The organism is Pseudomonas defluvii, from assembly GCF_001695625.1.
Taxonomy (GTDB): Bacteria; Pseudomonadota; Gammaproteobacteria; order Pseudomonadales; family Pseudomonadaceae; genus Aquipseudomonas; species Aquipseudomonas defluvii.
Genome location: NZ_MBPN01000053.1, coordinates 13,050 through 35,206 on the forward strand (window position 1 = coordinate 13,050; position 22,157 = coordinate 35,206).

The window sequence follows — 22,157 nt, forward strand, 5'->3', positions numbered from 1 at the left end:
TGCAGCTCCTAGGTAAGAGATGTTCAGCCTGCATTTTGACTGATCATAGAACCTGAGGAGTGAGGAAGTAGGAAGATCGAAAGGAGAGTCGAGGGGGCATGCCCCCTCGCTGGAGGTCATGCTACACGCTGGCGCTGCGCACGACGTTCCTGAATCTCTTGAGCATCGATGCAAAGGCTTGCAGTCGGCGCGACCAAAAGGCGCTTGAGCCCAATCGGCTGCCCAAACTCAGCGCAGTAGCCATAATCTCCTTCTTCGATCCTTTTCAGTGCAGCCTCCACGTCCAGCAACTCTGCCTGGTCCCGCTTCAGCATCCGCATTTCCATCGCGCGCTGCTCTTCCGCGGAGGCAGTATCCGCCGCATCCGGGAGACGCGCCTCGGAGTCATCGCGGAACGCCTCTGCTCGTTGAGCGAGCAGGCCCTGTAGGTGCAGTTTTCGATTGAGAAGAAGTTCCTTGAAGAAAGCCAGTTGCTGGTCGGACATGTAATCCGACTCCGGCGCGGAAAGCAGTTGCTGCTGAGTGAGTAAGGTGGACATAGGCGATTCCTTGTGAAGAGGTGGATGGCCCGAGCTTAACGAGGCCTCTCCCCTCTTCAACTCAAATGCCTCCGCTAAATCCCCGGCTACGCAGTCTTGAACCACAGGACTGCACCGTTATGGTCACCGTCCACACCAGCAGGAGGACATTCATGGAATTCAAAGCGTTGGGCACTGGCCGTTCCACATTCGATGAGCACTACGGGGCGGCAGCCTATTCCCTGGGCGATCAGCTCGGTTTCATTTACTTTCGCTCAACCGGCATCGAGCCGAGCCATTGGGAAAGCCGTATCTATGAGAACGGCCTGGTAGCAATGGCGCCAGTGGCTACTGACACCGCTATCCAGGAGGCATTCGACAAAGTGGATCTCTGTGCCGCGCATGCCAGAGCTTTCTCCAGAGCGATGGAAGCTCTGAGCGCGCATGGTTGCTCCGATGAGGTGCTCTGTTTGCTAACAGCGGCAGAGGGGCAAATTCAGGAGTTGATTTCCGCTGTTTAGCGCTGAAAGAGGCTGCTACCCTTGTCGTGAGAGTCAAGAGGAACGCGCTATGCAAACCACCGTCAAAAGCGCTGCAGAAATCGAAGTCGGCCCATTCCGCTATACCGAACGAGCCTTCCTAGCTACCTTGCTTTGCCTGGCCATCGGAGCGCTGGCGTTGGCATCGATGCTCGGGAGTCACCCCACGAGCGATGCCACCTTGGGCACACGCATGCTGTCAGTGCAGATGATCGCTGCCTACCTGATCGTACCAATCACCAGTGTGGGCGGTTTCCTGTGCCACAGAGCCGGCTCTAAGGCCCTTGCCGGAATGCTCCCCCTTATTGGAGCAGGCTTCTTGGCCGGCGCGCTGGGCGCAAGCTTGATCTGATTTCCCCTTAGGCTCGGCATTGCCGAGCCGTTTTCTTTTTGTGCGGCGCGTCCATGGAATCCAATCGCTGCAGAAGACCAGATTCACTTGGAGGCTACCAGGCCGCCGTTATACTGCTTACTTCACCCCCTGATTTACATGGAGAAATGCGTGAATAAACAAGAACTTATCAACCAAATCGCCGAGTCCGCGGACATCACCAAGGCTGTCGCTGGGAAAGCACTGGATGCGGTGATCGAGTCCGTGACTTCCGCGCTGAAGGCCGGTGACACTGTGACGCTGGTGGGCTTTGGCTCATTTTTGGTAAAGGAGCGCGCTGCGCGCGAGGGTCGCAATCCTCAAACCGGCAATCCTGTCCAGATTGCTGCTGCGAAGATTCCTGGCTTCAAGCCGGGCAAGGCGCTCAAGGACGCGATCAACTGATCGCTCCATCGCAAGACAACCCCGCCCTTCGGCGGGGTTTTTTTTGATATCCCCCAAAAAAGGGGCACTCCCTTTCCATTATTGGATTGAACAAGGATTTCAAGACATGAAATACATCCACACTCCTGAAGCGAAGGCATTCCTGGTCGACGGCAGCACTTGGCCGGCCACCATAAACACTTCGCTCCCCCATTTCCTCGCCAAGGCATCCGGCATGCTCTTTGGCGGCAAGAGCAGCCAGGAGATCCGCCTGGCTGAAGGTCAAGTTCTACCCAAAATTGAGCATGCGCGCAGTCTGGTACTACGCCAGCTCCGCCCATTCCTGTTTGTCGACCCGACAGGGCTGTTCAACGGCATGGAGCCGGTTGCTGCATACGATAAGTCGCTGATCGTCGCAGACCAGGTCCTGGTGGCTGTTGATCTGCTTGAGGACTTCGACATTTTCGTTGGGCTGACCCGTCTGTATCCGGCCTTGGTGAACGATGCTGCGGCCGTGAGAGCCGAACTCGCCAACCAGATTGCCCGTAGCTACAACGGCGTCCACAAGAGCGTACGGAACGTGAATAGCGGCCGCGCGCACCCAAGCGGATGAGCATGACTGATCGAATTCCTGACGGGGCTGAAGCCCTCACCCGCGAACGCGGTACCCTAGTCGATATTGTTTTCCGTGATCCCGCCGGTCCTTGGTCGGTTTGTACCTTCCGGCGGGAAGACAACACCTCCTTCACCGGTACCGGCAATTTCGGCAACGCAATCCTCTATGAGGACTACATCCTGTACGGCAAGCGCGTACCGGATATCGACGGCGCTGATTTCGATGTCAGCCAGTTCACCTCGATGCCACCAGCGAAGGTTGAGTCACTGGTTGGATATCTCAGCGTCCTCACTGGCGTCCCACGCAGCGTTACGAGCAAGGCTGTCCAGCACTTCGGCGAAAGTCTGATTCCAATTCTGGACCAATCACCAGATAGACTCGTGGAAGCTGGAATCTCCCCGCAAGAAGCCCAGGTCTTAGGCCAGGTTTGGGCTGATCAACGAAGTGAGCAACTCGCACTCGCACAGATCGACGTCGAGGGTATTCCGCCGGCGAAGCTGGCAACCCTGCAACGTCGCTTAGGCTATGCCGCGAACCTCAGTGAGGTTCTGAAAGAAGACCCTTATCTGCTCTACGTCCATTTCGAGGACATTCTCTTCACTTCCGCGCTGAACCTCGCGAAAAGGTTTGGAGTGACCAACAACACAGTCTCTGCAGTTAAAGGCGCGGTGGTCGGCGTGCTCCGCCGGGAGGCTTGGCTCGGGCACAGCTACGTTGAAGGGAGGCCGCTCATCGAGTCGGTCATGAAGATGCTTCGACTCACCAAAGATGAGATCAAGCCCCTCATTGCTCAGGCCGTAACCGACCTCGCCATGGCCAAGGTTGTCCATGCCAGCGGCGGACAGCTACAACTCCTGAGCCTGCACGAAGCAGAAAACAAACTGGCCGGCCTCGTGCGGAAATGGGCAGCACTGGACTGCAAAGACGCCGAGGACCTGGTGCCCACCGAAAAGATGGCCACCAAGCTCTTGAAGCCACTGGGCCTTGAAAACGGGACTGCGAAGACGTTGTCAGCAGGACTCCGCTCGCTCTTGGGAGAACGTTTTGCGCTGATCCAGTGCGAAACCCTCTCAGACCAAATGCTGGTTATCAAGGGCCTTCAACTCTTCCTGAAAGCCTTCGGCGCAGACGCCATCTATTCCGCTTATACAAACGAGATGGCTGACGAGGTCAACCGACTGCTCGATGACGACAGTGTCGTCGTCACGTACTCGGCCTTGATAGGCATTGATCCAAAGACAGGGGTGCCTTCACAGCATGGCAAAAGACCAATCAACGCGGATGTGTTGATTCTTGCCGGGGCGGACTCGCTTGGGATAGAGGAAATGGTGAACGTCCTGCGCGCCGTACCAGATTCGAGCAGGGTTTTCCTGCTTGGGGCAGCAAAGGACCTACCAGCTCACTCCATTGGCCAACCGTTCGGGGAGCTCACCCAAGGCGGGCCGGCGCGAGTTTTCCAGGCGAGCTTTTGGTTGCCACCCAGATCACCGCAACGCGAAGCATCGCGGCGTATCTGGAGCGGGACGCTCAAAGCGAACGACGAAACCTTCGACCCAACCCAAGCGATATCTTGGCTGTCGGTGCCATCCGAGCTGCTCATCGAGACCTTACCTGTTGTGGTTAGGGAGTTCGCCCAGCAGCTACAGGTAGACCCGCTGCTCGATATTAGGGTTGTAGTCCCAGCCGCCAAGGGGCCTCGAGGTGAGGACATGGTGGGCCCGCTGTCTGCAGCGATCGCTCGGGAGTTCACTGGCGAGGAGCACCTGGTTGAGTTCCATGGAAAAGGGCTGTTCAAAGGATTGCCTTTCGTAGTTAGGCAATCCGTCGCCAGCACAAACCATCCACCCTTTTCCGTGTTCACCGCCGCTGAAATCAATCCAGAGCGCCTGAACGCTGTAGACCGAGCTGGTAACCATTACTTGCTCAGCCTGGCAGAGCGCCTCGATGTGTTCCAGGGCGCTGTCATGACGCCGAAGCTCATCCGGGGGCGAGTCTACGACGTTGTCGTCTTGGTGGTCGGCGAGGGCCAGCAGGACCTCATCAACACCACCCTCATCTCGACTCTCCTGAACAGTGCGAAGACCACCTTGCTGGTGGTTGGCGCACTCGACGGATTGCTGACGGGATATTCCCTGCGCGAACCGACTGTTGCCCGGTCTCTTCTCCCTAAACGGATAAATCCAGATGTCGATCAAATCAGCGCGCCTTGAGGCGCTTGCCGCCGAGCATGCGGAAATTCAGCGACAGCGAAATATCGCAATCAGCCTTCCGTTGGTAGGGGCAGCAATTCCATTTGTGCCGCTTCCCTTGACGGTGGCCATCGCTGCAGGCTGTGCTATCTGGTCCCTGCTGCTTGATCGGAAAGAAGCTGAAGCGTCTACCACGGATATCTGGGACGCCGGTTACATCGAAGCCCCGATTCCGGATTGCGACTTCCGCCGCTCTACTTTTCTGGGCAAGGCCATTCCTTGGACAGAGTGGAAGGATCGCGTTGACGCGATCACGAGTACGAAGGGCATCGCCACCGCTGACGATATCCGCCGGGAGTTGATCGACACCTATCCATCAATGATCCCATTCATGCTGTCCGACGACATCATGACTCGCCATGTAGCGCTGCTCGCTGCAACCGGGACCGGCAAGACCGAACTGCTTCTGGCAATCATCCAACAACAGATAAAAAAAGGGGCCGGCCTTCTGCTAATCGAAGCGAAGTCAGACTCTGATTTCTCCGGCTCGATTTACGGAATGATGGAAGCGGCCGGCCGGCTCGATGAGTTGCTGATCATCAACTTCGAGTTCCCGGAAATGTCGCATACCTACAATCCGTTCTTCTCGGGCGGGGTCCGCGCAACCATTTCCACTGCAATGAAGCTCCAAGCCAACTCCAAAGAGGAGTTCTGGACGGACATTGCTCGCTACTCCCTGACTGCCGCGGTGCTGTCGCTGAAGCTGCAGCCCGGGGAGCCAGTGTTCCACATCAAGGACATCATTGCAGTGCTGTCCGACTTCGACCTGCTGCTGAGCTTTATCCGCAACATACGGGTATCCGACTCCATCTATCACAGCGATGGTGTCGAGTGGCTGCACTCATACCTTCGCTTCTGGTTCGACGAAGAAAAACAGGTGTGGAACCTGCGCGGGTACAAGCAGTTGCTCCAAGGACTTGTGTCAAAACTTTCGGCGTTCGCTCACTCCGAATACTCCAGCATCGTCAACACCTACAGCCCGGATGTCGACCTCAAAGAGGCGATCCTCCAGAACAAGGTTGTTGTGTTGTCCATGTCGTCGCTTGCCGACAAAGACGGTGTGGAGCTATTCGGCAAATTGTTCATCTCTGATCTTGCTCGAGCGATCGGCGAAATCCAGCTCTCGAAAGCCAAACCGCTGATGATGTGCCCGGCCATTTTCGACGAGTACCCATCATTCATGGACGAGAGCCAGGTATCCCTGTTCCAGCTGGCGCGATCGGCGAATGTGCCCATCATCATTGCTTTCCAGGGCGTTGGCTTCCTCCAGAACATTTCCCCTGCCTTCGTCGAGATGGTGCTGGGCAACTGCTGGACACACCTGTACTGCGACATCCGGGATGCCCAGACGCGGGAGTTCGCCGTCAAGCTTGCGGGGACGATGATCAAAAGGTTCGTCCAAGAGTCCTCTGGCAGCAGCACGGGGCAGAGTTACGCATCCGAGCAATCAGGTCTCTACACAAACGACTCGGAAGGCGCCAGCTCAAGTACCGGATACAAGGCGACGCGGGAGGACATCCTGCAACCCGAAGACTTTGCATCGCTCGACCAAGGCGACGGGATCATTGTCGCGAAGTCGGGAACCTATCGTGTCCGCATGCCGTTGGTGAGAAACAGCTTCCCGAACGTCCACTTCAAGGACATGCGACTGGTCCGCAGGCCACGTCGAGCGCGCTCGGGCGTCAACGCCTGGCAACGATTCCACGAGAAGAACAAGGCAATGCTGGAAAAGCTGACTCAAGGCTGAATTTAGCATGCGAAACTCGACCATTGAGGAGACGCCATGAATTGGCAAGACAAACTGCGGCAGTGGGATTGGGACTTCGGTGTTGTATGGGACTGGTTTCTCGATATTACCCAGTTCCATGTGCAGCGAATCGGTTGGCCCGCTTACTTGGCCATCGCTGCCGTGATCATCTGCCTCGGGCTTGCTTTCCAGCCTACTCGAGGCCTCACCTCTCTACTGATTAACGCCTTCGTCCGCATGATTTTCACCTACGTGCAGATCGTGCTGTCGTTGGTGACCGTGCAGTTGTTCGGATTCCTGGGCAAGGTGCTGCTTGCACAATTCCATCGAACCAGGCGCTGGGTTGGCCAGCTGTTCGACGAGAAAAAAACCTCCTAACTCTCTGCTCCCCTCCCCTCGGGCCGGCGCAAAGCCGGCCTGTCACTACCGACCCTCAAAAAAGGGGCACTCACTTTCCACTATTTGGGAAAGGAGGGCCCTTTATGAACTTTCACGCATGGGCTTTAGGGATTGGATATCTGGCGGCCATTGCCGTTCAGCCAGCATTTGCTGAATCCGACCCGTACGTAATCGATCAGCGCGATCCCCGGTATCAGCGTGCCATTGAGCACCTGTCTCTCGCTGCTCAAAACCTTCGCATGGCTCAGGACGAACTCAAGAAGGCCGAAGCCAGCGCCCCACTTCCAGGGCTGGATCTCGTAAGGATGCTCGCACAGGTCCGGCCCGTGGAAGAGACCATCAACGTAGTTCTGCAACCGGAGCAAAAGCGGCTCCGTTACCAGACCGTTACCCCCGATGGCCTGTTTTTCACCCCAACTCGAGTCGGAGATTGACCCATGCAAATGACTGGCCTCGCGCCGCAACTGAAAACGGAGGACCTCAAACGCTTTGCGTTGGGGATTCTCGCACTGGCGGTGACCATCTTCATCGTCGCCATGCCCGATATCGCCATGGCTGCGTTCGACGGCGATTTCGCGCCGGACGAGACGATCGCGAAGAACTCCAACAACAGCTTCCTCTACTGGTGGCGTCTGATTGCCAGTTACGGTCTCTGGGCCGGGTTGGCGCTTCTGCTGCTGTCGGTACTTTTCGCAGGCGCACGCGGCTGGTGGGTATTCGTGCTCGTGGTTTTGATTTCCCTCTTCGGTGAAACCGTAGTGGTCAAGGCCGGTAACCTGGCCGGCTTCAACATGGCCGGTGGCACTGGTTCCAGTTCTTCGGGGACCAAGTAACCATGCGCTTGAGAGTCACAACTGAAGCACCGACTTATGCCTTCGCGACGAGCCCGGTGAACTTCGGAGGCCTCACCCAAGAGGACCTTCTGTTCTTCATCGTTCCCTTGGTGATCGTCAGCAAAACCACAGGCGAAAACCTTTGGGCCTTTGCCGTTGCATTTTTCTGCCTGTGGCTCTTCAAGCGTTCCACGAGAAATAAGCCTCAGGGCTTCCTAGCCCTGATGGCCTCAACTTTCGTAGGTGACCTCTACGTAATGACGAGCGAGTTCCCTGCCCTTCAAAAGGCAGTCGGGAAGTTCGGTCGCTTCACTGCGCGGATCTGGCTCGAGATCGGGCTGATTCCCTCACCGTCTTACTGCAACCGATACGAGCCCTGACATGAGTGAGCAATACGGCGCACCGTTGAAGTATTTCAATTTGCTCGGCGCAAGTGATCTTCGAGCGGGCAGAGCCATCATTACGCTGATCGCCATCTCAGCGGTCTTTGCAGTCGTTATCGCCGTGCTGGTTGGCATGAATAGGGAACTGCAGGAAACAAACCGGAGATTGCAAAGCGAGCGAATCATGTATGGATTCCCAAACTCTGAGGGGATCTTCATCAGCGAGCGGCAGATTCCACAGAGACACATCATTGCATTCGTGGCTGTCTTCCTTGACAACTACTACAACTTCACTCCTCTGTCTGCTCGAACCAATGCTGAAGAAGCATTGAGAATGATGTCGCCACGTCTCCGCGCGCTAAAGGAAGATAGTTTGAAGATCGTTGCCAACCAGTCGGTTGAGCAGCAGATCACACAGGTATTCACAAAATCTTCTCCATATCAAGTCGAAGTTACCCCACAGGGTTATGTGGTGTCCTTCACTGCTGAACGCCACAGGGCCACTTTGAATAGGGTTTTCAACAAGGCTAAGTACAATGTGAAAATTCTAATCAAGCCAGTCAAGCCTTCGAAGTTCTACGAGTGGGCGGTTGTGGCTGATGACTTCGACATCCAGGAGATTTAGGGTTGAAGAAGCGACTGATAGCTGCCGGCCTTTGCGCAGCCATGTCAACCACGATATTTGCGAGCGACGAGTGCAACCGGAATCCGCGCACTGTTGTTTACAACAACTCGCCAGTTGACATTTACATTTCAAACGACACCCAGCGTGCAGAGGTTTTGTTCCCCGAGCCCTACCTCGACGGTATTTATGTAGAGGTAACTCAGGGTATGGACTTCTACCCGTCCCCTATCAAAAACAAGCTCGCATTTCAAGCGACAGATCCGCTGTATACGGGCCTTGTTTATGTCGATGCGCCGTCCAAGCAAACATACATTCTCAAGCTTATAACCCGGCCTGGTTGCGCAGACAGCCAAGTCACTATTTCGGGCCAGCCGATCGCTGATAGGTCCGCCATGGCGCGAGACTCCCGCGGAAGAATTAAAGGTCTGATGAACTATCTCTACGATGGGAAACTGCCTTCGGGATATCGCGAACAGGATTTTTCCCGACTTTCAGAGGCTGATCGTGTTGTGTTTCGGCAGGGCTCGCTGGAATTCAAACTTCGCTCCCAAGTTGTGGGTCCGAAGTACATCGGCACTACTTACGAAGTCATCAACAACGGTCGCACGTCAACAAAAGTCGCCATTGATCAAATCGACTATGGCAACAAGGCCGTACGCGAGTCCCTTGGAATTGCCAGACAAGTTTCCATGCTCCCTTCCTCTCGGATACTAGGCCCCTCCCCCGAATACATTACCGAGGTCTACGGAGAGTCACATCGCGGGTTGCTATTCATCGTATCGGAGAAAGTACAGTGAGCGCCGATAACGATCAGAAGAAGAACGTAATAACGAAGCAACGCGGCCTGTATATCGTCGCTGCAGTTGGTGCGCTTGGTGTTGCCATGAACTTCATGGGCGGCAACAGCGAAACCACAGGTGCGACTTCGGTTGACGCACCCAAGGCAGTTGAGGTTGGCAGTGACAAAGTCAACTCGATCACCATCCAGGATAAAGATGCTGCACTGACTCAGTTCGCCAAGAAGATCGAAACCCTTGAGGACAAGATCAAGCGCGGCGAGGAGGATCGCGAGGCTCTCAAGGCGAAGATGCTTGAGGACCAACGCAAAGCAGAGCAGAAATCGAACACTGAGATTCGAGCTCTCAGTGAAGAAGTTGCGCAACTACGAAAAGATCAGGTTGACGGTGTTTACGGCGGTATCAATAAGCTGGACAAAGGCTCCAGCATGCCATTGCCACCCTCCTCTTCTGAAGGGCTAAACCTCGAGGACTTTTCACTCGAGCCGCCAATGCCGGCAGTTTCTGCAAACCCATCGAACTCCAACCGTTACGGTCCGAACTATTTCCTGCTCAATGGCGGGGACGCGGGCGGTCAGCAATTCAACGGAAAAAGCGGAGGCGGCGCGGGCTCTACTGCTGAGACCGAGCAACAGCTGTTTGCCAACATGTCAGCTCCTGAGTCGAATGGCATTCAGCGCGCGGGCGTGAATACCTACAACGAGACCGACGCGACCCTCGCAAAGCTGAACGGCCGTCAGCCGAACCCGGACCCGATGCCGGCAGCCCAGCCTCTCAACGCCTCGCTGCCAACCCAGATCCAGCGCGAAACGTATGAAGTACCCGCCTTCTCTTTTGTTGAAGTCACCACGCTTCACGGGGTTGCGTGCCCGATCGGCGCCAACGCTCCTGGAGCATCCGAAGAAGGGAAAATTCCCGCTCGACCGGTAGTTCTTCCGGTGCGCGGCATTTTCAAGGGGCCCAACGGCGCCGAACGAGATCTCGGCACTATCCACCTGATGGGCCTCTGCTCTGGCAACCGCAATTCCAGCTCGAATACGGGCCGCGCGACCATTCGCATCGAGCAACTCTCCTACTGGGACGAGACCGGTGGTGCCCAGACGGTCCCTGCAACCGGGTACATCGTCGATACGCGAGACAACGAGCAAGACGTCTACGGCCGCCTGGACAAGGCCTCAGGCCGCACTCTCGCTCTCCAGTCAGCTGCAGCAGCCGCAGCGGCCTATGCCTCCACCCTGAGCCAGGCCGAGTTCACTACGAATAGCGCGATGGAAAACGGAACCAGCTCAACCACCCGCCAACTGACCGGCGACGCCACGAAGGCGGCGGTCAACGAGGGCATCGCTGGGATGTTCAAGAAAATATCGGAGCGATTCGAGCGTGAAGCAAACGCTGCGGTAGACACCGTCATCGTCGAGCCGGGCATCAAGCTGCGCTTCGTAACAGACCAAACCTTCCGTGTTTTGAAACCTGCTGAGGCGTTCGACATTGACCCCGGCATGTACGACACCCTGATCTAGGAACCAGCCATGAACATCCGCCCATTCTTGGCCTTGGCCACCGCATTGCTTCTCAGCGGTTGTGCCAGTGAGGAGCCTTTCAAAAACAGTGCTTCGATGGACCAGATCTACGATGCGGTCCATGGCAGCGCCAGCAGAGACACGGTCTCGCTCCTGCGCCAAGGCCTGCGCGCGCGTCCAGAGCTTGGCTCTTCGGAACCGTACTTTCCGATCCGAAACCCGGACGTCGTAGCTCCGGTATGGGTAGTGCCATACGCCGACGCCAAAACCGGCGTGAAGCATGGCGGCCGCTGGGATTACATCATCGTGGAGGAAGCAGATTGGGCAAACTGACCATCGGCCTCTGCCTCCTGGCAGCGGCATCCACGGCTTTGGCTGAGGGTGTTCCCCAGATGTACAAGGACGCCATTCGCGAACACCACACAAAGATGATCCTGGGGTCAGGCCAAGACCTGACTGTTCTTCAACCTGACGTCGTTCTCTATCGGAAAATTTTCCAAAAGGAAAACACAACTGATCGCCGCGAGCTGATTCAGGCAGACGAAATTCCTTGGGCACAACTCTTCAAGAACCAGGACCTCACCCTTGGTGAAATCGTCCGTCTCTCGGCCGCAGCGTCCGGCTACGACTCTCGCTTCGATCCACAAGTCAACCAAGACCAGGTGATCAAGCTCAACTCTCATCCCAACTCGCTGCGCGACCTTGCGGAATACCTCACCCGGGTCAGTGGCGCTCGCGTGACCGTCTACCCGGAAGGGCGTGTGGTTACCGCAACACTCAAGGGGCAGGGTTGATGGCCAATGTAAAATTTGACGACCTGCATCTCTACGACACCGAGCTGGCTGGCTTGGCTCGCCGCGGGTATCAGGGCGGCATGCCCATCCAGTTGCTTTCCGATGCATTCCTGTACGAGAAGCATGGCAGCTATTTCCACACCATCGATGGTCGCTTCGCCAAAATCTGGAAGCTACGAGGTATGGATGCCTCGCTCCTGAACAACGATGACCTGTGGTCCCTCAGTAAAGGTCTTGGTGATGTACTGAACAAGTACCCATCTGGATCGGCCGGCCAATTCATTCGTCACACCCATCGAGATATTCGCGAAGTTCTTGGGATCTACCGTGCCGGTATTGAAGGCGGAGAAGATGAGTTCGCTCTCGAAATCGCGAACTCGATCGTCGAACGACAGATCGTTGCGGCAAGCTCGCCTGAAGGTTTCTTCACAAAGCTCTCCACCGAGGTCCTTGAGCGCATGCGTGAGGACTCTCTGGCCGAGATCGAGGATGAGAAGCTTCGAAATAATGTGCGGACTCTTCTCATGGGCGGAGACCCCTGGGCGGAAGAGGGAGAGGATGACGTTCGGGCCAATGTCACCGAGCAGATTGAGCGCGAAGTAAGCCAAGGTCGCTATCCCTTTGTAACGGACTTCTACCTGGTCTTGCTCTGGAGTCCGGATTACCTCTTCGGCAAGTTCATCGACAACACCGCGAAGAACGCACTGGCTTCGATGGGGCTTATCGACGCCAACAAGCTGGCTCATAAGGAATACACGAAGCACGCAAGACGCTTTGGCCAACTCTGTCATGAGATCGGCCAGGCTTTGGCCACGTTCGGGTTCCAGCCGGGCTCGCTTAACGGCCAAGGCCTCATCAACCTTCAGTACCAGCTTTTCAACCCCGTTCGCTGCTTCAAGGTCGACCCGCCCAAGTACCGGCCTGACTTGCCCATCCTGGATTGCTTGAAGAACCCGAGCCAAGTCGCGTACCGGGAAACTCTCAACAATGCCCCGATGTTCGCCTCTGTCGAAACTGAGGAGAAAGGCTGGACGATTCACGATTCTGGCGTCCCCTACTTCATCCGCCCAGTCTCGGTACTGGGTAAACCAACCTCGAGCTTCCCGGGCATGCTGCAGGTGGCCATGTCGGGCATCGAGAGCGAATCGCTGATCACCATCAACTGGAGCGTGCCCTCCCCAGTAGCGATGATGAGCCGCCTATGGACTCGTGGGCGCATGCAATCCGGGAAAGAAGCCATGAAAATTGGCGACAAGGATCTGCTGGCTCAGCAGCGCAATGACCTGGAGAAGGTTAAATCCAAGATCAGTGCGGAAAACGCCAACAACCGCGAGCAGTTTTTTGACGTGTCGCTTCACATCAACCTGATGGGGTTCGTCGAGGCCCAGGTCGATGATCAAGCCATGCAGTTGGAGAACATGCTTTGGCGTGTGGGGCACAAAGAATCCCTTCGCGGCGACGCTGCTGTCAGGAACAGCATGCCGTTGAACTTCCGCAAGAGCAGCATGAAGCTCTTCCGTCGTGACACCCCTCACCTCACGGAAAGCTTGTCCCATCTGTGTCCGTTCTTTGTTGAATACCAAGGCTGCTCCGACCCTGCAATCCTGATGAACAACAGGGCGGGACAGCCGATCTATCTGGACCTGTGGGGCCAGATGACGAACACCGCGCATAGCCTGATTTGCGGTAGTACCGGTACTGGTAAGTCGTTCACCTTCAACAACCTGTTGATGGCCTTGAGGGTGAAGTACCGACCGAAAGTCTGGATCATCGACAAGGGCGACTCCTACGAGAGCCTCTGCCTGGTTCTCGATGGCAACTACATTCGCCTTGCGACCGAGCCGTTCAAAGAGCCGATCACCGGGCGGACCATCAACCCCATCTGTATCAACCCGTTCTGGATCGGTAAAAACGACGACGGCAACAACGAAATGCCGACGTTGGAAGACATGTTCTTCATTGCTCGCATGCTGGTGATGATGATCACCTCCAGCGCTGCAGAGCAGTCCAAAACATCGGTCATTACCCCAGTGACAGTGCCTCTGCTGTATCAGGCACTCAACGAGTTCTATACCGACTGGGTAGCTACCAAGCCGAAGGACGAACCTCGTTTCAGGGACTTCATCCCTTACCTCGACAAAACTGAGTTCACTGAACAGTCGGGCAGATCGCTCGTCCAGGCGCTCACCCTCTACTACGGGGCCGGGCCATTTGCAGCTCTCTTTGACGGCTTCCTGCAGGTCCAATGGGAGAACGACTTTACCGTTCTCGAAACCCAGCGGATGGCAAAGTCTCCTGCCCTACCCGTAGTCACTCTGGCCCTGTTCCGCCAGATCGACTTGTACTGCAAGTTCAAGCTTGAACGTAGCCGCAAGAAGATCGTGGCTGTCGACGAAGCGTGGGCAACCCTTTCTGACCCGACTGCCGCATCGGCGCTCTCCAGCTTCTATCGAGAACTCCGCCGCTATGGTGCCGGCTGCTTGCTGATTTCTCAGACCGTGAAGGACTTCGTCAACCTGATCCGTGCTGAGTCAGGTGGGAATGGCGAGTCACAGGACGGCATCCTCGAGAACACAAGCCATTACTTCTTCCTGGCCTGCTCGCAGTCGGACTACGACATCGCGAAGGAATTCCTCGCATTTACTGCCGAGGAGATTGAGCTTTGGCGATCGCTTGCATCTCTGCCCCCGCTGTACAGCGAAGTCTTTTACCGGATGCGGACAACCAAATCCGAATACTACAGCGGTGTCTTCCGGCTCTTCGCCAGCCCCATGGCGCTTTGGATCGCCTCGTCCCATCCGGACGACTACCAAATGCGCGAGCGCAAGACCCAGGAGCTTGTGCAGAAGCACTCCATCTCCGAATCAAAAGCTCGCCAGAAAGCAATCTCCGAGCTCGCAAAATCTCACCCGTATGGTGCTCGATACCATGTCAATCAAGCTGCTTAAAACCCTCGCGGCGGTAGCCGCACTCGCCTCGCTCGCAGCTTGTTCGTCGAAGTACGAACCGCGCGAAACGATCATCGAGGAGCAGGCCAAGCCTATTAAGCCCCTCTACGCCCCCAAAACCGAACTCGAGCGCCGCGCTTACGAGGAAGGCGTCACACAGGTCCTCACAGATCTGAAGGGAAAGATGCGTGCACGCGATCGGTTCACCTGGGACCCGCCGATCATTCAGTGCGGTGTTGATATTCCTGCACGGGTGCAAAACGGAATGCTGGTCCCGGGCCACAAGGAATGCGTCCAGATCGCTCCAGGTCGCTGGACCGAAGAAGCACCAACCTATCTGCCGGTATTGGGAAATTAAGCCATGAGCAACAACGAAGAAAAACCTTCCCTGAAGGACCTCGTCAATAAGATCAGCTCGGGGGTTGGCAACCTCGCACGTAAAAAGCCAGGACAGGACAGCGCCAGCCAAGGCACAGAGCCCACCATTGACCTTGGTTCGGCGGCCGCGAAAGAGTCGCCTCAAGCCGACGCACACGGCGACGAACTGGAGCCCTTGGAACCGATCATTGCGGAAGAAGATGATCAGAAACCCAAGAAGACCAACAAGCTTTCCCAACTCACGATGGGGCAAAAGCTGATTGCAGCGATCCTGGTCGTGGGGCTTGTCCTCTTCGCCAAAGGTCAGATGGAGGGTTCCAGTACAAGCCAAACGCCTTCTGAGAATGAAGCAGCGCAGGAGGCCCCTACCTCCAGCGAGGAAGGAATGGCCTTTGGTACAGAACCCGCCGATCACACCCAAGCAGAACTTGGCGCCCAGGATGATCTGTCTCTGCCTATTGATGGTCCCGGTCAAACTTCGCGGAGTCTCAGTTCTGAACCAGAGCCATTCCAAAAACCAACTGAAATCAGTTCGGCTCCTCCAGCATTCGGTGGGCTGGACCAGCCATTGAGCGAGGCGGCACCCCACACCACCGCATCCCCTGACCTGGGTGTCCCTGCTCCTGCTCCTGCTCCTGCTCCTGCTCCTGCTCTTGCTCTTGCTCCTGCCGCGGAGCCTTTCTCGCCGCATGAGGATTCGCCGGCAAATCCTTTCGGTGCTCAAGCACCAATAGCAAGCCAATCTGGGGCCGCAATTACCTCTTCGATTGGCGCGGAAAAGCAGCCCCCCGTTTTCGCTGGAACCCCCAGCGTCAACCCGGATAGTGCTCCCGTAAAGGAAGCGCCGAAAAGCAATGAGGCTTTGACAAAGGCTAACGCTGACATTGCCGCTCAGGCTGAAAAGATCTCAGCCCTCGAGCAGAAGCTCAGCAAGATGGAAGCCCAACTCAAAGCTGAAAAGGCCAAGCAAACCAAACCGGCTGTTCAGCAACGCATCACCAAAGCGCCGACAAGAACCCCAGTGGCGAAGTCGTCGCCAGTCGCGATAAGCAAGGCTCGTCCGCGGATTTGTGTGAAAGCAGTAGCAGAGGCGGCCAGGAACTGCAGCACCTGTGTTGCACACGCCTTCATCGTGCACGCGGGAGCAGAGGACATGGTTGGCCAAGGCGATTTCCTTGATGGGTACCGCGTTTCAATCGTGGGCGATCGCTTGGACCTGCAAGACAAAAACGGTCAAGTGGCCCACAAGTTCTGGAGTTCACCAAATGGCTGTAGCGCGATCTAACGTCCTCCGTCAGGTCTCACCGGATGAGCAACTCAATCTGGAGCGCCTGGCCGACGAGGTGAATCGCAGCTACTTCGGAAATTCCATCAACATTCGCCCGCGCTGGGGCATCCCCAGCGCCTGCGAGTCCCCAGAGCCTAAGACTGAGATCAATCATCTCTCTCCACAGGAGCTGAAGGATTTGCAGGCGGGTGTTGAGGCCTACCACAAAAAAGATCTTCAACAAGCCAAAACACTCTTGGAGCAGTTTTCACCTAACGGCCCAAGAGACGCAGCACTGCTGTACGTACGAGTGCTCACCCTGCTGAAAGATCCAACCTGGCCGGATGTGGCCAAATCGGTGAACAGAGTTTGCGACGACACGATCTACGTCGCCCCGGGCAGCATCGAAATGGTCAGCGGCGAGGAGTCGCTTCTGGTTCATCCGATCCTCTCAAGATCGGCCGGCAATGGAGCACCGATTTTCGTCATCCGGTACATCATCCATCACGAGATGGTTCACAAGTTCCTTGGTACCTCCTCTACAGACCCTCACCCGGAAGCTTTTCGACGTCTTGATGCCTGCGCACGTGATCGTTCACGCGCTTTGCAGTGGTTGCGCAAGAACCATTTCACAACGATCGAGGATTCGTCCCGATGAGATGGATTTTGATTGCACTCCTGTTGATCACCTCGGCCACTGTCTCGGCTCAGGACTATGACTACCTCATCGACGCTACGGCAGCCAGATACGGAAACGATCGACTCGTGTTCCGGGCAATGGTGCAGAAGGAATCCAGAAAACAGCCGTGGGTATTCAACGTAGACGGCGAAGGATTTTGGTTCCAGACCAAAGACCAGGCCGTCAATGCCCTTTGGGCGCTCACCTCCGCACCCTGGCTTGTAAAGATCATCCCGGACAAAAACTCCAAAGCAATACGGCGGTTCTTCCCATCTGAACGAGCTGCAATGAGTTTCGCCAATAGCTATCAGCGCAGCAGACAGGCCCAGGGCTTCCCCGCTCTCCTTCAACGAATGGATGACGCGAAAGAAGTCCTCGATGGGCAGCTGCGCGTGCGCAAAGTCTGGCTACTCAATACCGATCTCGGAATCGCGCAAATCAACTACCGCTTTCACGGCAAGGGCAAGGCCACTGTCCAGCAGTGGCTCGATCCTGCTTTCAATCTTGACTACGCAGCCCGCCATCTCACGGACCTGAAAAAGCGGTACGGATCAGATCTTCAGGCGGTCGGCTACTACCACTCCAAGACCAAAAAGTACCGCGACATTTACATGAAAGAGTTCATGCCGATCTATCACGAGGAGAGAGCCCGTGCGGGTATTTCTATTGCTGCTAAGTAGCCTGCTGATCAGTACCTCACTGAACGCAGCGGAGAAAGGTCCTTCAGAGGATCAGCGCGTCGGCGAAGGCCTGGTACTCATGCTCAAAGGGGAAAACCAGAAGGCCTGGGATCTTCTTTTCCCCGAAGCCAAAGCAGGCAACGTTACGGCGATGTACCACCTCGGGATGATGATGATGCGGGCAACAAATACCCCGGATCATTTGCAGAGGGCAAAGACCTTCTTCGAGGCAGCCGCCAAGCGTGGCCATAAGGGCAGTGAGGCAATGCTCCTGCAGGTACAGAAATCCTTAGCTGCAGCCACGCCAGGCACCCTCCCCTCGATTGCCGGGAGAAGCGGCCTCCCGGTCCCGGCAGATCTGGAAGGAGCTAAACGGCAAGCCGAACGCATGAGGCAACAGGTTGGCCGTTTCATAGATCCTCTACGTGAGGCCGCTGCAGAAGTGACGATCATGTCGTTCGTGTCCGACAACTCGGATGCGGTCGAAAAGATTCGCTCTGCGATCGACGAGGTCCGGGCCCGTTTTGGTGATCGAGTAGACGCTCAGTTCTACGTCGTGATCGATCAGGCCACATGGGACCCCAAGCGAGTTTTCAATCAGCAATCCGGCCAACTTCCAATGTTGGGGTTCACCCCTGACATGGGTGGGCGGATTGCCAGCCAGTACGGTGTGCGAAGCACGCCGGCACTGGTCCTCATTCCCAAGAACGGACAACCCAGGGTGGTCAACAACCCTGCCTCATTGGTTGCCGATCTCACATCGTTCCTGAACTGAGGTCACCCTATGAACCACAAGCTCAAAATCGGGCTCGCCTTCGTCGCCGGCGCACTGATTTCCAACGCAGGCACTGTCATGTCCAACGTGCCCAACGGCCAGGATGTCCTCGCGGAAGCCTTGTCTTCGGCGCTGGATAGGGTGAATCGGACTGCACGGGATCGTGAGAATGAAGAACTCGACAAACTCCCGAACATCCTCGACTGCCAAAACATGCAGTGGATGAAAAACTGCACAGAGCTCAATCGAAACGCGAAGAAAAACCCGAACGCGCCTCTGCGAATTACCAACAACAAAGGGCTCGAATTCAACTTCCAACCGGGCACCCCGAGTGCAGTCATTCGCCTACAGCTAGAACAGTCTCCCGAGGCCGCCAACGAGTTGGTCAGCTACATGGACCAGACCTGGGGCCAGTATAAGCAAGCGGCGAATCTCTACCAGATGGCGATGTGGCAACGCGGCGACCTCCAACACATCAAGGGGCTTGACGCGGCCATGGAAGAGTCCGCGGCGAAGAAGCCCATCGACACCGACTCGTTGAGCATCTCGGTATTCACTGAATCCACCTGCCCTGTCTGCGATCGTCAGTTGGCCACTCTCGGCAGGCTGGTTCAGAAATATCCGAAGCTGAAGGTGCGGGTCTTCCAACTCGATCGGGATGCAAAGGTCTTCGCAGAGAAAGTGACCGCGCGTGGCTTGACCGGGCGGATGCTCAGCCAGGCTGAAAGAGACAACGTCACGAAGATGGGCATCACAGCCTGGCCCATCACTTGGATCGACAACATGAAAGTGAGCCGAAGAGAAACTCTGGTTGGCAACAGAACCATGAACCAGCTGGAGGGCCGACTGATGGCAATGACATACGTGAAGAACACCACTGTTGCGAAGAAGGATTCCAAATGAAGCTGAACAAACTTGCGGTCATGGTTTGCAGTGCTCTCATCAGTTTCAGCTCCGCAACGGCGTTTGCTGATTATGGATACGGACCTATTGACGGCAACGGTAAAAGCGACAGTTCCGACTCGCCTTGGTCCCGGCGAATGGATGATGTGACAGGATTATTCGGCGCCAAGCTCAGTGGGAGCGCTGTTAACAAGGCAGGACGGGGCGGAAGCGCAAGCTTCGACACATTCACGCCCTTCCAAGACAAACAGCAGTTCATTGTTGGCGCTTACGGTGCCACACAGGTTGGGGTGGGGTGTGATGGGCTAAATCTCGGCACAGTCCTTGACGGTCAGATTGGTCAGTACGGCGACATGGTTGAGCAGTTCATTCAAAACGCGCCAGCGCTCGCCATCATGTACCTCGCTTATAGCCAACCAACCGTGAAATCTGTCATCGACGAACTGAATGCTGTCGGTCAGTTTGGTCTTGATCTTTCGAACCTCACCTGCAGTGGCGTACGGCAGCGTGCCGACAAGGCGTACGAAGAAAACATGCAGGTGATGGCCGAAGCTGACTGCACCGTCGAAGAGGGCTACAAGTCCGCGAAGTGCATGTCTGGGGACGGGATCACCAGCAGCCTCATTACCCGAATGAAGGACACCAAAAACACAATTACCAGCCGAGCGTCATCATTGATGAATGGGGTGTCAGGGATGACAGGCGGCCTGATTGGCGTGAAAGGTGGAGGCTCTTCAAATGGGAGTTCGTCGGGATCGAGCGGCGGCGGATCAGGAAATGGTTCTGGATCGGGCGCAGGTTCTGCTCCATTGCCCAGCAAGAACTGTGGTGCCAAGCCTGAAGATGGCAAAACCTCCCTCGTGCTGGCTGCATCTGAGCTTGGCTGTGATGACATCAAGAAATATTCGGGCTTACTGCCAAATTACAGCACCGAAGAGGACGCGCATACGGTCACTCCTCGGACCATTTCGCTTGAAGATGAGTCTAAGAAGCTGACTCAGGAGTATCAAAGCCTCTACGCGAACGTATATCAAGCAGACCCAGCAACCTTCGAGAAAAGCGACGCTTATAAGGAGTTGGTGAATCGCGGCGGCATCGTCATCACCGAAACTGAATTTAAATTCATGCGCAAACTGGGCACTACAAATCCCGCATTGTTTGCCAAAGCCCAACAAAATCTCGCCACGCTGGCCATGATGAAAGAGTTAGACGAGGTTATTTCCAAGCTTGAAGTGGGGGTAATGACCGGGCTGGCGAACCAAGTTGATGACCAAGCAATAAGCTCCAATGATCAGGCTCGGTATTCAAATGCACTGTCCTCACTTCGCAAAGAATATGAAATGCTCCAGAACAAGATTAAGCATGACATGGAGCGAAACAAACTAATCGAGCAGACAGCTAAGGCGGTAATAAATGGCTGATGTTGATGTCGATATCTCCGTAAAGGACTACGACTTCCTCAAGCTCGTAGATTCTAATTTTGCTGACTTGGTCGGTTACTACCTTGGTCTTTGGCAGGACTACCACACTCTTCTGGTTAACTCCGCCGGAGTTATTATCGGAGGTCTAGGTCTTGCCTGGACCTCCATCCTTATGATGAGGAGCCCTGAGGATAAACTGAGGTCGGTTTTCACCGGCCTCACGGGCACCTGCCTAATGTTTTTGCTTCTTTCAGTCTCTACATTCACGTTCCCCGGCACAGGTAGCTCTGTTCAAATGGCGCGCGGGGGGGGATGGTCGCTGACTATAGTCGGTAACATCTACGCAATCTTTAAGTCTGCACTTGACAAGGTCAACGAAGGAAAGATTACGGAAGATGCATTCAGCAGGGCCTACCACGTAACTAACCAAAACACCCTAAAACGTTTTGCTGACAGCCCTGTGTATCCACTTTATTCGGATTATTTAAATAAGTGCGAGCCTGCATTCATCGCTGCTAATGGGAAGTCCCCCGAAGCGTTAAGTGCAGGACGATATGTTGGATTCTTCGGGTCTACCGGAATCGGTGCAAACGAGATTGAGTTCGAAGACAGCAGAGGCTTTCTGGACAAGATCACGGGCAATGGCGAGGCCAATTATGATAACCCTACCAACTCCACCTGGCTGAAGCGTGATGGTGGCAATGCAGTAGTAGAAGGTACAAAGAAGGGTATGGCTATGCTCGACAAGATCGAGGGTGATAGCAATCCTTATGACGGCACGAACCCACCCCAAGGCTTCGAGATCCCAACCGAAGCCTATTGGGTCCAGAAGCTCTTTCCTGAAAAAGCTGGGGAAGTTGCTGACCAAGCATTGTCTCTTGACGCTAACGACTCGAAGTACAAAAAATATTTGAACTCGGGCTTCAAAGAAGCACCAACTACAGGTGCGAAGCAGAACTTTTATCCCAAGACCTGCAAAGACATGTTCTTGATGATCGACATGGCACAGAGAAACTTCAACTCTGCCGTCCAAAAACATGCTCCAGCTTATCAGGAAAACTCATTCAGACGGGATGGTGATGATGCGGCGGCAATAATGCTCAATCACATTCGGAATGAAGCCTCTCAGCGGAAAAAAGGACAGTCGGAGCTACTTACCTATGGCGGTATGTACTACCAAGATTCCGACGTCCGCGATCCAATGACCATGTTGTTCGAGAGCGGAACAACTAAGTTTATGGATATAGGCAAAACCGGCTCTTCGCATTTAAGGGTGTAGAAAAAATCTGACCGGCTGGAAAAGGAGTCGAGGATCTTAGAAAATGTAAGCTC

At 55.4% G+C, this 22,157-nt stretch carries 25 protein-coding genes; 24 read left to right on the forward strand and 1 reads right to left on the reverse strand.

What is annotated here, in order from left to right; translation table 11 throughout:
* Positions 1-116: 116 nt before the first annotated feature.
* Entirely contained in the window at positions 117-539 is a 423-nt protein-coding gene (locus EKA13_RS15470) for a TraR/DksA family transcriptional regulator (protein WP_010792915.1), read from the reverse strand.
* Between the two features lie 152 nt (positions 540-691).
* On the opposite strand from EKA13_RS15470, the gene EKA13_RS15475 reads away from it, so the two are divergent.
* The 24 genes from EKA13_RS15475 to EKA13_RS15590 all read left to right on the forward strand — a co-directional run bounded on the left by EKA13_RS15475 (position 692) and on the right by EKA13_RS15590 (position 22,104).
* The gene (locus EKA13_RS15475) at positions 692-1,039 is read left to right on the forward strand and encodes a hypothetical protein (protein ID WP_010792914.1); all 348 of its coding nucleotides are present in this window, start codon (positions 692-694) and stop codon (positions 1,037-1,039) included.
* Between the two features lie 49 nt (positions 1,040-1,088).
* Positions 1,089-1,409 (forward strand): hypothetical protein, encoded by a 321-nt coding sequence (locus EKA13_RS15480; protein ID WP_010792913.1) that lies wholly within the window; start codon positions 1,089-1,091, stop codon positions 1,407-1,409.
* Positions 1,410-1,541: 132 nt separating this feature from the next.
* Entirely contained in the window at positions 1,542-1,832 is a 291-nt protein-coding gene (locus EKA13_RS15485; RefSeq protein ID WP_255251287.1) for an HU family DNA-binding protein, read from the forward strand.
* Positions 1,833-1,938: 106 nt separating this feature from the next.
* Positions 1,939-2,424: a hypothetical protein gene (locus tag EKA13_RS15490; RefSeq protein WP_010792911.1), complete on the forward strand. Its 486-nt coding sequence runs from the start codon at positions 1,939-1,941 to the stop codon at positions 2,422-2,424.
* 2 nt (positions 2,425-2,426) lie between these two features.
* Positions 2,427-4,637, forward strand: coding sequence for a helix-hairpin-helix domain-containing protein (locus EKA13_RS15495; protein ID WP_223218637.1), 2,211 nt, complete (start codon positions 2,427-2,429; stop codon positions 4,635-4,637).
* On the forward strand, positions 4,612-6,423 hold the full coding sequence (locus tag EKA13_RS15500) for a type IV secretory system conjugative DNA transfer family protein (RefSeq protein WP_010792909.1): 1,812 nt from the start codon (positions 4,612-4,614) through the stop codon (positions 6,421-6,423). The genes EKA13_RS15495 and EKA13_RS15500 overlap by 26 nt, the downstream gene beginning before the upstream one ends.
* A 36-nt stretch (positions 6,424-6,459) precedes the next feature.
* A complete protein-coding gene (locus EKA13_RS15505; protein WP_010792908.1) occupies positions 6,460-6,801 on the forward strand; it encodes a hypothetical protein in 342 nt (113 codons plus the stop codon).
* A gap of 104 nt (positions 6,802-6,905) precedes the next feature.
* The gene (locus EKA13_RS15510) at positions 6,906-7,256 is read left to right on the forward strand and encodes a hypothetical protein (RefSeq protein ID WP_010792907.1); all 351 of its coding nucleotides are present in this window, start codon (positions 6,906-6,908) and stop codon (positions 7,254-7,256) included.
* 3 nt (positions 7,257-7,259) lie between these two features.
* Positions 7,260-7,655 (forward strand): hypothetical protein, encoded by a 396-nt coding sequence (locus tag EKA13_RS15515; RefSeq protein WP_010792906.1) that lies wholly within the window; start codon positions 7,260-7,262, stop codon positions 7,653-7,655.
* A 2-nt stretch (positions 7,656-7,657) separates the two neighbouring features.
* Positions 7,658-8,035, forward strand: coding sequence for a hypothetical protein (locus EKA13_RS15520; protein ID WP_010792905.1), 378 nt, complete (start codon positions 7,658-7,660; stop codon positions 8,033-8,035).
* Position 8,036: 1 nt separating this feature from the next.
* Positions 8,037-8,663: a hypothetical protein gene (locus EKA13_RS15525; protein ID WP_010792904.1), complete on the forward strand. Its 627-nt coding sequence runs from the start codon at positions 8,037-8,039 to the stop codon at positions 8,661-8,663.
* A 2-nt stretch (positions 8,664-8,665) separates the two neighbouring features.
* A complete protein-coding gene (locus EKA13_RS15530) occupies positions 8,666-9,460 on the forward strand; it encodes a hypothetical protein (protein ID WP_019486150.1) in 795 nt (264 codons plus the stop codon).
* Positions 9,457-10,980 (forward strand): TraB/TrbI/VirB10 family type IV secretion system protein, encoded by a 1,524-nt coding sequence (locus EKA13_RS15535; protein ID WP_065285134.1) that lies wholly within the window; start codon positions 9,457-9,459, stop codon positions 10,978-10,980. The genes EKA13_RS15530 and EKA13_RS15535 overlap by 4 nt, the downstream gene beginning before the upstream one ends.
* Before the next feature lie 9 nt (positions 10,981-10,989).
* Positions 10,990-11,313, forward strand: coding sequence for a TraV family lipoprotein (locus EKA13_RS15540; RefSeq protein ID WP_019486152.1), 324 nt, complete (start codon positions 10,990-10,992; stop codon positions 11,311-11,313).
* Positions 11,314-11,372: 59 nt separating this feature from the next.
* Positions 11,373-11,774 (forward strand): hypothetical protein, encoded by a 402-nt coding sequence (locus EKA13_RS15545; protein ID WP_237043944.1) that lies wholly within the window; start codon positions 11,373-11,375, stop codon positions 11,772-11,774.
* Positions 11,774-14,722, forward strand: coding sequence for a VirB4 family type IV secretion system protein (locus tag EKA13_RS15550; RefSeq protein WP_065285132.1), 2,949 nt, complete (start codon positions 11,774-11,776; stop codon positions 14,720-14,722). The genes EKA13_RS15545 and EKA13_RS15550 overlap by 1 nt, the downstream gene beginning before the upstream one ends.
* Positions 14,703-15,080, forward strand: coding sequence for a hypothetical protein (locus EKA13_RS15555; protein ID WP_019438451.1), 378 nt, complete (start codon positions 14,703-14,705; stop codon positions 15,078-15,080). The genes EKA13_RS15550 and EKA13_RS15555 overlap by 20 nt, the downstream gene beginning before the upstream one ends.
* A gap of 3 nt (positions 15,081-15,083) precedes the next feature.
* Positions 15,084-16,385, forward strand: a complete 1,302-nt coding sequence (locus EKA13_RS15560; protein ID WP_065285131.1) for an NADH-quinone oxidoreductase subunit E — start codon at positions 15,084-15,086, stop codon at positions 16,383-16,385.
* On the forward strand, positions 16,366-17,025 hold the full coding sequence (locus tag EKA13_RS15565) for a hypothetical protein (RefSeq protein ID WP_023111075.1): 660 nt from the start codon (positions 16,366-16,368) through the stop codon (positions 17,023-17,025). The genes EKA13_RS15560 and EKA13_RS15565 overlap by 20 nt, the downstream gene beginning before the upstream one ends.
* Positions 17,022-17,726 carry a lysozyme family protein gene (locus EKA13_RS15570; protein WP_057390462.1) on the forward strand — a complete coding sequence of 235 codons (705 nt, stop codon included), beginning with the start codon at positions 17,022-17,024 and terminating at the stop codon, positions 17,724-17,726. Before EKA13_RS15565 ends, EKA13_RS15570 begins: the two co-directional genes overlap by 4 nt.
* A 79-nt stretch (positions 17,727-17,805) precedes the next feature.
* Positions 17,806-18,501, forward strand: coding sequence for an SEL1-like repeat protein (locus EKA13_RS15575; protein ID WP_100219735.1), 696 nt, complete (start codon positions 17,806-17,808; stop codon positions 18,499-18,501).
* 9 nt (positions 18,502-18,510) lie between these two features.
* Complete coding sequence (locus EKA13_RS15580) at positions 18,511-19,404, forward strand: TlpA family protein disulfide reductase (protein ID WP_019486160.1); 894 nt, start codon at positions 18,511-18,513, stop codon at positions 19,402-19,404.
* Positions 19,401-20,825: a hypothetical protein gene (locus tag EKA13_RS15585; protein WP_019486161.1), complete on the forward strand. Its 1,425-nt coding sequence runs from the start codon at positions 19,401-19,403 to the stop codon at positions 20,823-20,825. Before EKA13_RS15580 ends, EKA13_RS15585 begins: the two co-directional genes overlap by 4 nt.
* Positions 20,818-22,104 (forward strand): hypothetical protein, encoded by a 1,287-nt coding sequence (locus EKA13_RS15590; RefSeq protein WP_065760272.1) that lies wholly within the window; start codon positions 20,818-20,820, stop codon positions 22,102-22,104. The genes EKA13_RS15585 and EKA13_RS15590 overlap by 8 nt, the downstream gene beginning before the upstream one ends.
* The last annotated feature ends 53 nt before the right edge of the window (positions 22,105-22,157 follow it).

What these genes read in the sequence shown, in the direction of transcription:
- EKA13_RS15510 (WP_010792907.1), top strand. Translation starts at nt 6,906, where the DNA reads ATGAACTTTCACGCATGGGCTTTAGGGATTGGATATCTGGCGGCCATT.
- EKA13_RS15540 (WP_019486152.1), top strand. Translation starts at nt 10,990, where the DNA reads ATGAACATCCGCCCATTCTTGGCCTTGGCCACCGCATTGCTTCTCAGC.
- EKA13_RS15550 (WP_065285132.1), top strand. Translation starts at nt 11,774, where the DNA reads ATGGCCAATGTAAAATTTGACGACCTGCATCTCTACGACACCGAGCTG.
- EKA13_RS15525 (WP_010792904.1), top strand. Translation starts at nt 8,037, where the DNA reads ATGAGTGAGCAATACGGCGCACCGTTGAAGTATTTCAATTTGCTCGGC.
- EKA13_RS15565 (WP_023111075.1), top strand. Translation starts at nt 16,366, where the DNA reads ATGGCTGTAGCGCGATCTAACGTCCTCCGTCAGGTCTCACCGGATGAG.
- EKA13_RS15545 (WP_237043944.1), top strand. Translation starts at nt 11,373, where the DNA reads ATGTACAAGGACGCCATTCGCGAACACCACACAAAGATGATCCTGGGG.
- EKA13_RS15555 (WP_019438451.1), top strand. Translation starts at nt 14,703, where the DNA reads ATGTCAATCAAGCTGCTTAAAACCCTCGCGGCGGTAGCCGCACTCGCC.
- EKA13_RS15470 (WP_010792915.1), bottom strand. Translation starts at nt 539, where the DNA reads ATGTCCACCTTACTCACTCAGCAGCAACTGCTTTCCGCGCCGGAGTCG.
- EKA13_RS15475 (WP_010792914.1), top strand. Translation starts at nt 692, where the DNA reads ATGGAATTCAAAGCGTTGGGCACTGGCCGTTCCACATTCGATGAGCAC.
- EKA13_RS15515 (WP_010792906.1), top strand. Translation starts at nt 7,260, where the DNA reads ATGCAAATGACTGGCCTCGCGCCGCAACTGAAAACGGAGGACCTCAAA.
- EKA13_RS15490 (WP_010792911.1), top strand. Translation starts at nt 1,939, where the DNA reads ATGAAATACATCCACACTCCTGAAGCGAAGGCATTCCTGGTCGACGGC.
- EKA13_RS15570 (WP_057390462.1), top strand. Translation starts at nt 17,022, where the DNA reads ATGAGATGGATTTTGATTGCACTCCTGTTGATCACCTCGGCCACTGTC.
- EKA13_RS15495 (WP_223218637.1), top strand. Translation starts at nt 2,427, where the DNA reads ATGACTGATCGAATTCCTGACGGGGCTGAAGCCCTCACCCGCGAACGC.
- EKA13_RS15575 (WP_100219735.1), top strand. Translation starts at nt 17,806, where the DNA reads ATGCTCAAAGGGGAAAACCAGAAGGCCTGGGATCTTCTTTTCCCCGAA.
- EKA13_RS15480 (WP_010792913.1), top strand. Translation starts at nt 1,089, where the DNA reads ATGCAAACCACCGTCAAAAGCGCTGCAGAAATCGAAGTCGGCCCATTC.
- EKA13_RS15500 (WP_010792909.1), top strand. Translation starts at nt 4,612, where the DNA reads ATGTCGATCAAATCAGCGCGCCTTGAGGCGCTTGCCGCCGAGCATGCG.
- EKA13_RS15520 (WP_010792905.1), top strand. Translation starts at nt 7,658, where the DNA reads ATGCGCTTGAGAGTCACAACTGAAGCACCGACTTATGCCTTCGCGACG.
- EKA13_RS15505 (WP_010792908.1), top strand. Translation starts at nt 6,460, where the DNA reads ATGAATTGGCAAGACAAACTGCGGCAGTGGGATTGGGACTTCGGTGTT.
- EKA13_RS15590 (WP_065760272.1), top strand. Translation starts at nt 20,818, where the DNA reads ATGGCTGATGTTGATGTCGATATCTCCGTAAAGGACTACGACTTCCTC.
- EKA13_RS15585 (WP_019486161.1), top strand. Translation starts at nt 19,401, where the DNA reads ATGAAGCTGAACAAACTTGCGGTCATGGTTTGCAGTGCTCTCATCAGT.
- EKA13_RS15560 (WP_065285131.1), top strand. Translation starts at nt 15,084, where the DNA reads ATGAGCAACAACGAAGAAAAACCTTCCCTGAAGGACCTCGTCAATAAG.
- EKA13_RS15580 (WP_019486160.1), top strand. Translation starts at nt 18,511, where the DNA reads ATGAACCACAAGCTCAAAATCGGGCTCGCCTTCGTCGCCGGCGCACTG.